This window comes from Pseudomonas sp. Irchel s3a18, assembly GCF_900187535.1.
Lineage (GTDB): Bacteria > Pseudomonadota > Gammaproteobacteria > Pseudomonadales > Pseudomonadaceae > Aquipseudomonas.
Genome location: NZ_FYDV01000028.1, coordinates 1 through 13,323, shown reverse-complemented (window position 1 = coordinate 13,323; position 13,323 = coordinate 1). Strand labels below are relative to the sequence as shown.

Here is a 13,323-nt window from a genome sequence, read left to right as displayed (position 1 = left end):
GGCGGCATCATGCAGGCGCTAAAAAATGGTTATTTCTGTCACCTTCACAACGTCGGGTGCTGGCGTGTTCAAAGGGCGCACTCGATCCTTGAGTGCGCCCGTTATCACCGACTGTTGAGCGGGTTTGATGTGGATTACAGCAAGTGGTAGCGGTTGCGTCTGACGTCGTCCACCCGTAGTTGTACGCGTTCTTTGGGAGTGCCCAGCATGATCAGCGTGTGGGCGGCCAGTGTCAGGGTCGACTCGAGTACTTCCGGAATCACCTCGGTGGCACCGGCCGCTTTCAACTCGGTGGTCTGGCTGTCGTCCTGGGTGCGGACAATGATGTCGATGGTGCTGTTGATGTGCCTGATGGCCTGGATGATGGTCATGGCGGCGTCCGCATCATCGATGGCAATCACCACCAGGCGCGCGCGGTTCAGGCCCAGGGCGGCCAGTAGCTCGGGGCGTCGCGAGTCACCGTAGTGGACATTCTTCTGGGCGGCGTCGTTCTGGATTTGCTCAGGGTTATCATCGACCGCCACAAACCGGTGTTGCTCACCCATCAGGACTCGGCCAATGGCCTGCCCCACGCGACCGTAGCCGCAGATGATCACATGGCCGTGCAGTTCCTGGCTTTGCAGGGCGATTTCATCGATGTTGACCTCATCGTTCGGCGTCTGGTGCAGGCGCTTGGCGATGGCCGGGGCCACTCGCAGCATCAGGGGGGTCACCACCATCGAGCAGAAGGTCGCGGTCAGCAAGAGCCCGCTCAGTTCCTTGGATACCAGGCTGTTGGCTTGCATTTGCGTCATGAGGGCAAAGCAGAACTCACCGCCCTGAGCCAATGCCAGGCCGCTGCGCCAGGACGTTTCGCTGTTGCTGCCATTGAGCCGGAGTATGACGGCAACGACCACGCCCTTGGTGACCAGCAACGCCAGGGTCAAGCCGATGATCAAGAGCCAGTGGCTCTGGAAGATGCTCAGGTCGATCAGCATGCCGATGCTGACAAAAAACACCCCCAGCAAGATATCCCGGAAAGGGCGTATGTCGGCTTCGATCTGGTGCCGGTAGCTGCTTTCTCCCAGTAGCATGCCGGCCAGAAACGCGCCCAGCGCCGGCGAGAGCCCGAGCAAATGGGTCAGCCAGGCCGTCAGCATGACAATTACCAGGGCCAGCAGCACAAACAACTCGGCGGAGCGGGAGGCGGCGATCTCATGGAACAGTTTCGGCAGCAGCCAGCGGCTGATCAGGAACAAGCCCACGAACAGCACGACCGTCTTGCCCAGGGTGATGGGCAGTGCCCAGTACCAGGCTTGCCCGGAGGTTCCGGAAAACACCGGTACCATCGTCAGCAACAGCACCGCAACCACGTCCTGGAACAGCAATACACCGATCGCGTTCTGGCCGTGGGGGCTGAAGACTTCGCCCAGGCTGGTCAGCTCCTTGCTGACAATGGCCGTGGAGGACAACGCCAGGCCGGCCCCGAGCAGCACTGCGCCACTCGCCTGCAAGCCCGCCATGTACAAGGCCCCGCCTAAAATCACACTGGAGATGATGACTTGCAGGCTGCCCAGGCCGAAGACCACCTTGCGCAAGGCGAGCATTTTCGACAGCGAAAATTCCAGGCCCAGGGAAAACAGGAGAAACACCACACCCAGTTCCGCCAGGTAGGGCAGACCCTCTGAATCACTCACCCAGCCGAGTGCCTGCGGCCCTACGATCAACCCGACACACAGGTAGCCGAGGATCGGTGGCAGGTTCAGGCGTCGGAACAGTGCAATGACTACCAACGATGCTGTAAGAATAATTAAAACATCTCTGAGCATTGATCGTTCCCTGTGTGGTTGCGCAGCGTATCGGGTGGAGGCTGTAGAGTGAATGAATGTTCAATGTGCAGAAAGCGTAGCTCAGCGCTTTATGGGCTGCGTCGCTGTTGCGTTTTGCATGCTCGATTTTTTTGCATGCCAAGGTGCTTTCCGGGCAGCAGGTTTCAGACTGCCTGGCTCGGTTAATTAGGAGGGGGGAGGCGTGGGAGGTCAATGTTTACTGATTATAAATAAACATTTTTGATAAATTGATAAAAGCGTAAGGGCGCGTCAGGGCTGATTTTTGTGGCAGTGGGGTGAGTGCCTGACAGCCGCTAAGTCTCAGGCTGGCGAGTTCTGGAAGTTTCAGGTTTGGTGTTGTGTTTATATCGTGAGTGGCATTGGTAGTGTGTCAGATTTAATGCATTAAGTTTAGTGGTTAGTTATTTATATTAGTATGGAGTGTTCGCGGTCCGGGTTGATGACTGTGAAATAATGATCATCTTTTGGATTAAGCGAAAGCGGTGTATCCCAGGCACCGCCTCGCGGTCATCATCAGGCCGCCGATGGCTACCGGGCGGGTCGCTCTCCCAGTTCCTGGACCAGGCGCAACAAGTAGCCGTCCGGATCTTGTACCAACAGTTCACGCTGGCCCACTTCAACAGCACCGCAGCGATACCAGGCTTCGGCAAACGGGCGAAATTGCGGCCATTGGACTTCGGCCAAACGCTGCAGAATCGGCTCGACGGCATCGACGGTCATCTGGAAGTTGATGCCGCGGCCAAAGGGCACTTCCAGTGCCCCCGTCTGCCATTGGCCCTCCAGTGGGTCGTGCTGTTCGAGCATCACTTGCACCCCGTCGAAATCGAGGTAGGCAAAACCCTCTTCAGGGCGATCGTAGGCGATGCGAAAGCCAATCAGCGTGGTCCAGAAATCCAGGCTCTGCTGGAGATCGCTGACCATCAGTTCGGGGACCATCTTGTTCCGTGTGAGCATACGTATCCTTCGTAAGCGGTGAACTTCAGCGGGTGGTCTGTGCCTGGGCGAGGAGAGGCATGACCTCGCTCCTGTCGCGCAGGCACTGTTTGGTATCCATGATACTGACGGTCAGTCCTGGGACGGCGCCACCATCCGGGTTTTCGGCGAGCCATTGGCATTGTGCTGGTAGATCGCCTGCGGCTGGCCCTGTTCATTGAAGAACACCTGGCCAATGCCCGCCGAATTCCACAGCCGCTCGCCGGCTTGTGCGTGTTCCGGCACATGGGGCACCACCTGCATGCGCCGGCGCCTGGTAAACCAATTGAGCGGCGAGCGCGGTGAGTAGAGCCAGCGGTTGAGACGGTCGAACCATTCGAGCAGGCTGGGCGGAAATTCGTTCTTGATACCGCTGCTGGTGATCTGCCAAATGCGCGGGCCGGCGGTGCGATGACGGATCAGTACTTCGTAGACGAACGAGTAATGCACATCGCCCGACAGAATCACGTAGTTACCCGGCGTGCGCGAGTGCCGGAAAATATTCAGGATCACCTGCGCCGCGCCACGATGGGCCATCCAGTTTTCCGCATCCACCAGCAGTGGATAACCGCACCAGCTGAAGACTTTCTGCACGGTCTCGATCAGCTTGACGCCGAACACCGGAGCCGGGGAGACGATGATCGCCGAGGGGTGGTCGAGCAGTTCCTGTTGCAGTTCGCTGAGGGCTTCCCAGTCGAGCAGCCCTGAGGGTTGCTTGAGGTTGAACTCGCTGCGCCAGCGACGGGTGCGGGTGTCGAGCACCACCAGCGCCGGCGTGGTCGGCAGCACGTAATGCCACTGCTGGAACTTCAGCAGGTCGCTGATCAGCGCGTCTTGCGCGGCGCTGTCCAGGTAACCGTCTCGGGCGTTCAGGGCGTGGGTTTTATCCACAAGCGCGGTGAGTGCATCGGGGTTATTGCCCCAGCCCTGGCACAGCATGTAGGCGATCAGGGCATTGCCGATGATGCGTTTGGAGAATGGATGACCGTAGGCGGTTTCTTCCCACTGGGCGCTGAGGTTCCAGTCGTCGGTGATGTCGTGGTCATCGAAGATCATCAGGCACGGCAAGTGCGCAAATACCCGTGCCACGCCGCCCAGCCCCTCCTTGAAGGCATCGATCCGCACCTGCTCTAGGGCATAGCGCTCCTTTCGCGGCGCAGTGAGGGTCGGCGGTTGGGGGGCGATCAGCGTCCAGGGGGTTGGCGACCACACCAGCAGGTACATGGCCATGACTTCGGCGAAGGTCACCAGATGATTGTCGGCGCTGCTGCTGGTGAAAATCGGCTTGCGCGCCCCGCCGAAAAACCGCTCGCGCAGGGTGTCGTTGCTCGACAGCGCCGGCAGCAGGTCGGCGCGATGGTAGTAGCTGGCCGGGTGCCCGTAGAGCGCGGCGCTGTCGTTCACCACCGCGCCGTCCAGGTGCTCGCCGAACAGACCCAGGCGCTCGATCAAGGCATGAATCGCCCGCAGCATCGGCCCTGCCACATCGTCGGCATAGACCTGGTCACCACTCATCATCAACAGCGCCGGTCGTTGCTCGGCGACAGGGGTGGTCGCCAACAGCTGGTCGACACACAGCAGGCCGTCACGGGCGTGGTGGTGAGGTTTGCGGCAGGATCCGTGGAGTAGCTGATCAATGCGGCTGCGCAGGACAAAGTTCGGCTGCTGCGCATCGCCATACATCAGGTGCGGTGCCCACTCGGCGATACCGCTGGACGAGCCATCGGCCTGAGTGATCAACAGGTCGTACTCAATCGCCACGTCGCAGGGCAGGGCAGCGTCCAGGTTGACGTCGATCAGGTGGATAAAGGCCTGGCTGCCGACCGGGATCACCTGGCAGCGGCTAGCGTTGAGCACGATGTCGCCGCCTGTCGACAGGCGCAACGTCAGCGTCAGCGCTCGCGACCCCACCAGCCACAGCACCAGGCGCGTCGGCTCCAGGCGCCGCAGCAGCGGGCCAACCAACACGGCAGGCAAGGGTGATTGAGTGTCGAGGGGCAGGGCGGGCATGGACATCCGGGGGTGGGGCTCTTGGCGCAAATTAGCCGTCGATGATACCGCAGCCGGCCCGCAGAAATATGTCCCGGCTTACATATGTGCATGTTGATTAAGGGGCCGGCAGCCAGCCCCTGCTCTGCGGATTACTTGACCGCAACCGGCTCGGGGAATGTCCATGTGCCGTTCAGGATCGGCGCCTGCGGACGGTACAGGCGCACGGTGTAGTTCCATCCCGCAACCGTTGGCAGGCAGTTGACGGTCGTTGCCTGGCAATCGCCGAACTGGATGGCAATCGAGCCGTCATCGGCTTTCTTCGCGGTCAGGTTGTTGAGGGTGTAGGCATTGGCCGGGTTGGGCTGGTAGTAGCCTTCGGCGTTGTACAGGCTCACGGACCAGAAGCCGTCCACGGGCACGTCTTTGACGGTGAGGCGGTACACCGTCTTGCCGTCGTTTTGCGCCGGGGTGACGTTCAGGTACGTGGCGTCCTTGTCCGGGTTGCCACCCCAGGCAGATGCCGAGCCGAGCAGGTGGCGGATCGGGTCGACGGTGTCCCGGGTGCCGAAGGCTTTCTTGAAGTCGGGGATAGTCGAGGACAGTACCAGCAGGGCATCGCGCACTTTCTTCTGGCTGGCGGCGTCCCATTGCGGCAACTCAAGCGAGCCAGGGGCTTTCTGGCTGACCTTGATCGCGTCCTGCAGTGTATGCACCTGTTTGACGTCGTCCGGGTTGGCCGGGTCGACCAGGGTGCGGATGGCCGTCACCGCATAGCGGGTGCCGACGTTTTCGCGGGTCAGGGTGTAGCTGCCGGCGCCGTAGTACACGTTCGGCACGTAGTGGTCCTGGTTGATGACTTGCAGTGCCATGTAGCGCTTGCCCGGCTCCGGCAGGGTGATGGTCACCGGCCCGGCGTCGAGGTCGAACACCCCGGAGGAGTAGAGCGTGTCGCGGTTCAGGCGGATGACGGTCTGGTGTTCGATCGAAGCGGCTTCGCGACGGTGCAGCAGTTTGCCCAGGCCACCTTGCTGGGTCAGCGTGCCCACGTACATGTCCGATTCGGCGCGGATGAAGTTGTCGACGGTCACGGGCACCGCCTTATCGGCGGCCTGAGCCTGGGCGCTGGCGAGCAGGGCCGTGAGGACGGCAGTGGCAATCAGGGTCGTGTTCATCGTTGAGTCCTTTCAAGGCGCAGGGCAGGCGTCGGTGCCGCAGGGACGACGCTTCGAGTGAATCAGCGATAGTAAGGGCTTGGGGTGCTAAAGCAAGAGGGTGCAGGCAGTGGGTGATACCGCCGACGAGGCACTGAAAGGGGAGGGGAATACACAGCATTGGCCCGCGAGCGGGTTCAAATCACCGATCGGTGGGTGGGCACTTCATTGCCTTGCTCCACCGCTTGCTCCTCGCCATGGGCGATTATCCAGCGCATCAGGGTGGCCACCGGCACCCGATGGCTGCGCTCCACCCACTGCACGCTTTCGGGGCTGGACACCTCGATGTAGCGACTGAGGATCAACTCGCGCTTGTCATCGGACAGGTGCAGGCTGGTTTCGCTGCCGTGCAGGTGGGTATGGGTGCGTTTGACTTGGCGCTGCTCGAGCACCAGCGATTGGGTGTCACGTGGCATCGGTTGGAGTTTCTTCACAGCGTTTCTGTTGCGGGTCGGACTCGCCCAGTTTGCCTTCCTGTACGAATTTGGCGCGCTTTTCGGCGGTGATGTCACGCAAGGCCGCGTAGTAATCCGGTTGTTGTGACAGGGTGTCGGTCAACGGCAATGCCGCGGCGCGCTTGTCGATCACGCCACCGACACTGGCAACGGTGGTCAGGGTTTCGGCAGTGTCGCTGTTGTCGCCAAACGGGTTGAAGGCAGCGGCCAGAACCTTGCCGACCGCGTCGCGGCTGTTGGCGGTGCCCAGTACCGGCATTTCAACGATCGGTCCGGCACCGATGCCCCACACACCGAAGGTCTGGCCGAAGTCCGAGGTGTGGCGCGGGATCGCCAGCGAGTCGGACACGTCGATCATCCCCAGCAGGCCGGCCGTGCTGTTGATCGTGAAGCGGCCCAGGGTGTTGAGTGACCGCTTGCCGTTGCCTTGCATCAGGTCGTTGACGAACACCGTGGGTTCGTTGAAGTTGGTGGTGAAGTTATGCATGCCCAGCTGGAAGAAATCCGGTGTGTAGCCATAACCGCGAGCGACCGGCGCGATGGCGTACTCATCGATCACCTGGTTGAACGAGAAAATACCGCGGTTAACCTGCTCGGCCGGGTCATGCAGCGGGTAGCTGACTTGGGCGCAGGTAGCTGAAGTGTCGGCCGTGTTACGGTTGGTGCAGCCGTACAGGTAGGTCAAGGTCAGCAGCAGTGCGGTATTGCGAAACAGTGCTTGGGAGCGCTTGAACACAGGCATGGCGGACAGTCTTTGGAAAAAGAGGAAGCTGGATGCTGGCAGCTGCACCTTGCTTAAAGATGTCTGCTTTTTTGCGGGGCTGATGCTTTGTGACCCTGATGAAATAAATGACGGGGCGCGCCGAATGGTTTTAGATGTCAGATCTATCAGACGCTGAGTGATGCGCCGGTGAGCAATCTTTTGATCGTGGACGACGACCTTGAGGTCCTCGATCTACTGAGTAAATTTTTTGTGCAGCAAGGTTATGCCGTCGAGGTCGCCACCGACGGTGTCTCACTGTGGGCCGCTATCGAGCGCCAGGTGCCGGACCTGATCATCCTCGACCTGATGATGCCTGGCGAAAACGGTCTTAGCCTGTGCCAGCGCCTGCGCCAGCAATACACCACGCCCGTGATCATGCTGACTGCCATGGGCGAGTTGAGCGACCGGGTGGTGGGGCTGGAAATGGGCGCCGATGATTACCTGAGCAAACCCTTCGACGCCCGCGAACTGCTGGCGCGGGTGCGTGCTGTATTGCGTCGGGTGGGCGAAGTGCGTCCGCTGACCGGCCAGGTGCCACACCCGCTGATCAAGTTCGCCGACTGGCAACTGGACCTCACGCGACGCGAACTGCGCTCACCGGATCAGGTGATGATTCCGCTATCGGCCGGGGAGTTCGACTTGCTGCTGGTGTTTGTCGAGCATCCGCAGCGCATCCTCACCCGCGAACTGTTGCTGGACCTGGCCCGTGGGCGCGCCCATGAGGCGTTCGATCGCAGCATCGACGTCCAGGTCAGCCGCTTGCGGCGCAAACTGGAAATCGACAGCAAGCGCCCGGAAATGATCCGCACCGTGCGCAACGGCGGCTATCTGTTCACCCCTAGTGTGACCCGTCAGTGACAGGGCTCAAGTGGGGCCGGTGCCTGCGCTCGCGGGATACCGTTTCGCGCTGGATCGCCCTGACCACCATCCTGGCGATGCTTACCTCGCTGGGCTTCTACGCCCTGTTTACCCAAGTGGCGGGCGTGTGGGCGTATCCACCGCTGACCGAGACCGGCCTGCTGGAAAAACTGTCGTCCCTGAGCCGGGTTATCGAGGCCTCGGAACCCTCGCAGCGGCAAAAACTGGCCACGGCCGCCAGCGACGGCACCCTCGACATCAAGTGGCGCGCCAACCATGACGCGCTGAACCTGCCCGATGTCCCCGAGGCGAGCACCCGCACGAACAACCCGAAGGCTCATCAGCTGTTCGATAGCTCGCGCCTGGAGGTCTACCAACCCCGCGATTGGCCACGGCAGGATGGCCAGTACGCCCTGGTGATGCAATTGACGGATGGCTCCTGGCTGATGTTCGGCATGCCCTCGCGCAGTTGGGGGCTGGAGCACTGGGCGCGCAACCTGATCGTCATCATGCTGGTGCTGCTGTCCACCGGTCTGGTCGCCCTGATCGCCACCCGCCGCCTGGCCAGGCCCCTGAAAACCTTCGCCCAGGGCGCACGGCGCTTTGGCGTCGACTTTCGCGCCCCGCCTATCGAGCCGGTCGGCCCGAACGAAATCCGCCAGGCCATCCTTGCGTTCAACGCCATGCAGGCCCAGTTGCAGCACTTCATCAAGGACCGCACCCAGATGCTTGCGGCGATCTCCCATGATCTGCGTGCGCCCCTGACCCGCATGCGCCTGCGCGGCGAGTTCATCGGTGACCCTGATCTGCAGAAAAAACTGTTTCGCGACGTCGATGAAATGCACGCCATGATCAACTCCAGCCTGGACTTCTTCCGCGACGATGCGCGCCTGGAACAAGCCACGCCGTTTGACCTGGCCGAGCTGCTGCATACCCTGATCGACGACTACCGTGACCAGTCCATCGAGATCCCCTTCAGCGGCCCGCCTCGACTGGTCTACGTCGGCCGCCCGCTGGGCCTCAAGCGCGTCATCACCAACCTGGTGGAAAACGCCCTGAAGTACGCCAGTGAGCCGGCCATCGAACTGCGTGGCGACGAGAAGCAAGTGATCGTTCGCGTACTGGACCGTGGGCCGGGCATCCCGGACAACCGCTACGAACAGGTGTTTGTGCCGTTCTACCGGCTGGAAGGCTCGCGCAATAAAAACACGGGGGGCGTGGGGTTGGGCTTGTCAGCCGCACGGGCGATCGTGCTGGAGCATGGGGGAGAGCTGACAGTCAGGAACCGCAAGATCGGCGGGCTGGAAGCGAGGGTGGTGTTGCCGGTGCTGGAGGGGTAGGGGCAGGCAGACAGGCCTCAAGACGTGCCATGAACCTGCCCCGCGGCCTCAACTCTGCGGCACCACCCGAGCCTCGTTGCCACTGCCTTCGATGTAGACATTGCTGCCCTTGGTCAGCGCAGGATTGACCGGTTGGGTCACCGACACCAGCACACCGCTCTTCACCCGCACGATAACCTGCTGCGCTTGCTGTGGCTGGTCATAGTGTTTCTTCTCTGCGTAATTACCGCCCGCCGCCCCGGCCAGCGCCCCGGCGACCATGGCCACATCCCGGCCGGTGCCGTTGCCGATCAGGCTGCCGATACCGACCCCGGCCAACCCGCCCAGAATCGCCCCGACACCGCTGTCGTGATTGGTCTGCATCTGCGTGAGCGTGATCTGCTCGATCTTGCCGCTGCGAATCTCCATTTCCCCCGCACCGCCACTGCCCGCGCCCACAGCGGCACAACCGCTGAGCAACAAGGCAAAAACCGGTGCAAGCAACCACGAGGCAGATGTATTCATCGGATAACTCCAGTGTGCTGAGGCGGCCTTCATTGGCCATGGGCAATCGGGAAAAAGCCTAGCACACGGATTGAATCAGACTGGTGCGGCGCAAGCCGTGAACCGCGGGCTTTGGATTTGTCTCTAGCCCGCTTGGCCCAAGGCAGCCCGCAAGTCTTTTACGACAGCGGCTTCGACCTCCCCTTCATCGGCGCCCTCCTGAAACACGGCGCAAGTCGCAGATGCTTCGTCGTCAGTCGCTCGATAAACCGCCACGACACTGCCCGGCCCGCCGCCGGTATGCCCGCACAGGGTCAAGCCACCCTCAACCGGGCCACGCATCACACCCAGGCCATAACCGGGTGAAGTCCAGGGTCGCCCGGTGATCGGCCCGCCCAGATGACGGACTGTCTGCAGGTCCTGTAGCAGCGTCTCCGGCAGCAGATGGCCGGCCAGCAATCGATCGAGGAAGGTCGCCGCTTGCCCCAGTGGCCCGACCAGCAGGCCGTGATAGACCCATGCGGGGTCGTAACAGGAGGCTGCACCCATAGGCACGCCTTGCAGGTCGGCGCGTTGTTTGGCGAGCCGGACGTGGCAAACATCCAAAGGCTTCAGGGCCCGCTGGATCAGCGCCTCTTCCAGCGCCAGGCCGGTGGTGCGTTCGATCAGCCGTGCCACGAACAGATAGCCGACGTTCGAGTAGCGCCAGCCGGTTCCCGGGGCGTATCGCAGCGTAGATGCATCAAGACGACTCAGCATCTCATCGGCCGGCCACGCGGTTTCATTATTGGCAACCGCAGTGTGGTACTCCGTCAGCTCGGAATAATCCGCCAGTCCGGCCTCATGGCGCAGCAGTTGACGCAAGGTGAACGAGCCTTCCAGCACCGGGTCGTCCAAACTAACCAGTCCATCGCGTACCAAGGACAGCGCCGTGGCGGCCAGTACCGTTTTGGTGAAACTCCACCAAGGGACACTGGTATCGGAGGGGTTGGGTGTGAGTGGGTGACCGTTCAGTACAAGGGCAGACATCATCGAAGGCGTGCTCATGGAGAGGGGCTAAAAGTCCGTGTTGGCCTGACTTCCCGGCATCATGAACGTAAGCAGGCGGTATGGGGTATATCGTAAAAACACGCTTGCGCGACCAAGCGAGCGGGATCAGCCTGTGTGACACAACCGACCTCGAATTTGATTTGGGAGTTCGGGGTGCAAGGAGGGATGCAAAGAAGAGACAGAAAATGGGGGGCAGAGTTACTTTTGTTCCAGGCCTGCGCGGCGAAAGGCAGGAGGTGTGCAACCGCAGCATAAAAGCAAATCTGTCCCCTTTTCTCTTTTCTAATTCCGACTAACTGGCTATCGCAGGCTGGCAATGAAGCTCAGGATTTCCTGCGCGACCCTGTCAGGCTGGTCAAGCTGCATCCAGTGCCCCGTATCGGCCACTACAGCGTGGGGTAACTGCGGCCGTAACGCATAGAGCGCATTTGGATTGTCGTTCGCGCTACTGACCAAGAGGAAAACCGGACCTTTCCAGGCATCCAGCGCGGGTTCCGGGTTCCAGTCGGCGAACGCCACCGCAAACCCCAGCCGTGCCGCCGGATCGACCACGGCACAGTCTTGCAGAACTCTGGACTGTACCTGTGGGTTATTGCCTGCGATCGTGGCATAGAACCCCTGTTGCACATCGAGGCTCGTTGGCCCCTTGAGCGCCTCCAGCATGCCGGCGCGAACGTCGCTGGGAAGTGCCCTTGGGTCTGTCGCGGGATCAAGCAGGAATAGCCCCGCCACCCGCTCGGCGTATCGGGCGGCATAGTCCAGCGCTGCGGCACCACTTCCACTATGGGCCACGATGAAGAAGCGTTTTAGCTTCAAGGCTGCCGCGACATCGATGATGTCCTGCGCACGCCCTGCATAGGAATAGTCCCCATCCGCAGCCGGGGAGCTTTCTCCGCTGCCCCGTGAATCCAGGGCATAGACTTTCCGGTCGCGTCCGATAGGCTCGAGCATTCCCGCCCATTGGCTGGCTCGGCCAGAGTCCGCATGGAGGAAGAGCACCGGCAAACCTTCACCCTGTCCTGCTTCAATCACCGCAAGATCGCCCTGCGATCCCGCGACCGTTATTTGCCTCATGGTGTTCTCCTTGTTGAACCGCATCATCCATGTAAAAGCTCGATAAGCCGCGCTTTAGGCGAGCCTGTCAGTCACTGAATATCTTTCAAGTAATCCCTGAGTGCAATGAGCGGAGCCTGCAACTGCTCCATCGTCTGCTCCTGGCTGAAATCAGCGGCCAACCTGTGCAGTTCGCGCCCCAGGGGTTTGTCCACACCACCTAAAGCGGCCAGCGCCAATCCCACGCATTCGGCCACTTTACGCTGGATCGCCTCGATATCACCCCGGCGCAGCAGTAACTCGAATATCTCCCGCTGATAGTCGCCCATGATCGGATCATCCCGCAAAATCGGGCTTTGACCCTCTGTCTCGTACGCCAGCTTGAGGGAGAAAAGGGCGACTGTTTCCAGTGGCAATTCCATGGGGTGGATCCTTGTGAAGTCTTGCAGGACGGTCGTCGCACTTTCCTGCAGGCGAAAAAAAAGGCCTTGCTAAGCAAGACCTTTCTTAATTTTGGTGCCCGAGGGAGACTATAACTATCCAGTATTTCCGTGGCCTGTGTCTAGGATTTTTCTGTTGGGATACACGTGGGGATACACGGTGCTCGCTGCTGGGACATTTTCTTCCGCTTTCAACCTATCGCCCAAGGTTTCTCCGTAACGGGGGTGGCTGAGATTTTCGCAATCGGATGAACGGTCAGATTTAGCTTATTGAGACGCCGCCAGGATTGGCGCAGTGGTCAGGGTTCCCAATTTTTGGGAATGACCCACCTGCTGACTCAAATTTACGCCATCGAACTCTAGGGCAGTTGCTGGAGCTGATCGGTCAGCCAGTATCAAGGCTAGACTCAAGACGGAAAAACCTAGTATCACGGAAAATGAGCCACGCCAGAATAAGGTGCGGCGACAGCGTTGATGTGCATTCATTTGGCAGATTCCTTTCTGTACCACGGCTGACATCTGGTGATAATTGCTTAGCCTGCTTGCAACTATGCAGCTCAATAGCTTCTGCCGTCAACGATCACCAGCCTACTGTCAGCTGTGGTCTGCTGGCGATAGACAGTTCTCCCTTTCCCAAGCGCGAGAGTTAACCTGGTTAACTGCGTGGTTAATGGGCTACAAGACTCCGGTCTATAAGGCGTTCAGCCCAGTTAATCAACCGGGTTAACCAGTTAGCTAAGCTGGCGAGGGTGTAGTGGTCTAATGAAACCGGACACCCATTTAGGTGAGAATGCTCGCCAGATCGAGGTGTCAGATGACCAAACAACGCCGTTCCTTTTCTGCTGAATTCAAACGCGAGGCTGCCGACCTCGTGCTC

13 protein-coding genes are annotated in these 13,323 nt (G+C 60.4%); 2 read left to right on the top strand and 11 right to left on the bottom strand.

Translation table 11 applies throughout. From position 1 onward, the window contains the following. Window positions 1–134: 134 nt before the first annotated feature. From CKW29_RS24695 to CKW29_RS24670, 6 genes are all read right to left on the bottom strand, one after another. Window positions 135–1,808, bottom strand: a complete 1,674-nt coding sequence (locus tag CKW29_RS24695) for a monovalent cation:proton antiporter-2 (CPA2) family protein (RefSeq protein WP_095147127.1) — start codon at window positions 1,806–1,808, stop codon at window positions 135–137. A gap of 549 nt (window positions 1,809–2,357) precedes the next feature. Continuing rightward, entirely contained in the window at window positions 2,358–2,783 is a 426-nt protein-coding gene (locus CKW29_RS24690; protein ID WP_095147126.1) for a VOC family protein, read from the bottom strand. Between the two features lie 111 nt (window positions 2,784–2,894). Then, a complete protein-coding gene (locus CKW29_RS24685) occupies window positions 2,895–4,817 on the bottom strand; it encodes an alkaline phosphatase D family protein (protein WP_371850807.1) in 1,923 nt (640 codons plus the stop codon). Between the two features lie 125 nt (window positions 4,818–4,942). Then, window positions 4,943–5,965, bottom strand: coding sequence for a DUF1214 domain-containing protein (locus CKW29_RS24680; RefSeq protein ID WP_095149282.1), 1,023 nt, complete (start codon window positions 5,963–5,965; stop codon window positions 4,943–4,945). 176 nt (window positions 5,966–6,141) lie between these two features. Continuing rightward, window positions 6,142–6,420 carry a hypothetical protein gene (locus CKW29_RS24675; protein WP_095149281.1) on the bottom strand — a complete coding sequence of 93 codons (279 nt, stop codon included), beginning with the start codon at window positions 6,418–6,420 and terminating at the stop codon, window positions 6,142–6,144. Beyond that, a complete protein-coding gene (locus CKW29_RS24670; RefSeq protein WP_095149280.1) occupies window positions 6,410–7,201 on the bottom strand; it encodes a VacJ family lipoprotein in 792 nt (263 codons plus the stop codon). The genes CKW29_RS24675 and CKW29_RS24670 overlap by 11 nt, the downstream gene beginning before the upstream one ends. A gap of 168 nt (window positions 7,202–7,369) precedes the next feature. Here CKW29_RS24670 and CKW29_RS24665 point away from each other — a divergent pair, with 168 nt between their 5' ends. Both CKW29_RS24665 and CKW29_RS24660 read left to right on the top strand, forming a co-directional pair. Continuing rightward, complete coding sequence (locus CKW29_RS24665) at window positions 7,370–8,080, top strand: response regulator (RefSeq protein WP_095147122.1); 711 nt, start codon at window positions 7,370–7,372, stop codon at window positions 8,078–8,080. Then, on the top strand, window positions 8,077–9,420 hold the full coding sequence (locus CKW29_RS24660; RefSeq protein WP_371850806.1) for an ATP-binding protein: 1,344 nt from the start codon (window positions 8,077–8,079) through the stop codon (window positions 9,418–9,420). The genes CKW29_RS24665 and CKW29_RS24660 overlap by 4 nt, the downstream gene beginning before the upstream one ends. A gap of 48 nt (window positions 9,421–9,468) precedes the next feature. Here the strand turns inward: CKW29_RS24660 and CKW29_RS24655 are convergent, their stop codons facing one another. From CKW29_RS24655 to CKW29_RS25880, 5 genes are all read right to left on the bottom strand, one after another. Beyond that, window positions 9,469–9,924, bottom strand: coding sequence for a glycine zipper 2TM domain-containing protein (locus CKW29_RS24655; protein WP_095149279.1), 456 nt, complete (start codon window positions 9,922–9,924; stop codon window positions 9,469–9,471). Window positions 9,925–10,047: 123 nt separating this feature from the next. Further along, window positions 10,048–10,935 carry a serine hydrolase gene (locus CKW29_RS24650; protein ID WP_095149278.1) on the bottom strand — a complete coding sequence of 296 codons (888 nt, stop codon included), beginning with the start codon at window positions 10,933–10,935 and terminating at the stop codon, window positions 10,048–10,050. Window positions 10,936–11,253: 318 nt separating this feature from the next. Then, the gene (locus CKW29_RS24645; RefSeq protein WP_159950348.1) at window positions 11,254–12,027 is read right to left on the bottom strand and encodes an alpha/beta fold hydrolase; all 774 of its coding nucleotides are present in this window, start codon (window positions 12,025–12,027) and stop codon (window positions 11,254–11,256) included. Window positions 12,028–12,098: 71 nt separating this feature from the next. Then, on the bottom strand, window positions 12,099–12,428 hold the full coding sequence (locus tag CKW29_RS24640; protein WP_095149276.1) for a hypothetical protein: 330 nt from the start codon (window positions 12,426–12,428) through the stop codon (window positions 12,099–12,101). A 685-nt stretch (window positions 12,429–13,113) separates the two neighbouring features. Next, window positions 13,114–13,323, bottom strand: a 210-nt coding sequence (locus tag CKW29_RS25880; protein ID WP_218192191.1) for a hypothetical protein, incomplete at its 5' end; no start/stop codon positions are given.

What these genes read in the sequence shown, in the direction of transcription:
- CKW29_RS24695 (WP_095147127.1), bottom strand. Translation starts at nt 1,808, where the DNA reads ATGCTCAGAGATGTTTTAATTATTCTTACAGCATCGTTGGTAGTCATT.
- CKW29_RS24690 (WP_095147126.1), bottom strand. Translation starts at nt 2,783, where the DNA reads ATGCTCACACGGAACAAGATGGTCCCCGAACTGATGGTCAGCGATCTC.
- CKW29_RS24685 (WP_371850807.1), bottom strand. Translation starts at nt 4,817, where the DNA reads ATGTCCATGCCCGCCCTGCCCCTCGACACTCAATCACCCTTGCCTGCC.
- CKW29_RS24680 (WP_095149282.1), bottom strand. Translation starts at nt 5,965, where the DNA reads ATGAACACGACCCTGATTGCCACTGCCGTCCTCACGGCCCTGCTCGCC.
- CKW29_RS24675 (WP_095149281.1), bottom strand. Translation starts at nt 6,420, where the DNA reads ATGCCACGTGACACCCAATCGCTGGTGCTCGAGCAGCGCCAAGTCAAA.
- CKW29_RS24670 (WP_095149280.1), bottom strand. Translation starts at nt 7,201, where the DNA reads ATGCCTGTGTTCAAGCGCTCCCAAGCACTGTTTCGCAATACCGCACTG.
- CKW29_RS24655 (WP_095149279.1), bottom strand. Translation starts at nt 9,924, where the DNA reads ATGAATACATCTGCCTCGTGGTTGCTTGCACCGGTTTTTGCCTTGTTG.
- CKW29_RS24650 (WP_095149278.1), bottom strand. Translation starts at nt 10,935, where the DNA reads ATGATGTCTGCCCTTGTACTGAACGGTCACCCACTCACACCCAACCCC.
- CKW29_RS24645 (WP_159950348.1), bottom strand. Translation starts at nt 12,027, where the DNA reads ATGAGGCAAATAACGGTCGCGGGATCGCAGGGCGATCTTGCGGTGATT.
- CKW29_RS24640 (WP_095149276.1), bottom strand. Translation starts at nt 12,428, where the DNA reads ATGGAATTGCCACTGGAAACAGTCGCCCTTTTCTCCCTCAAGCTGGCG.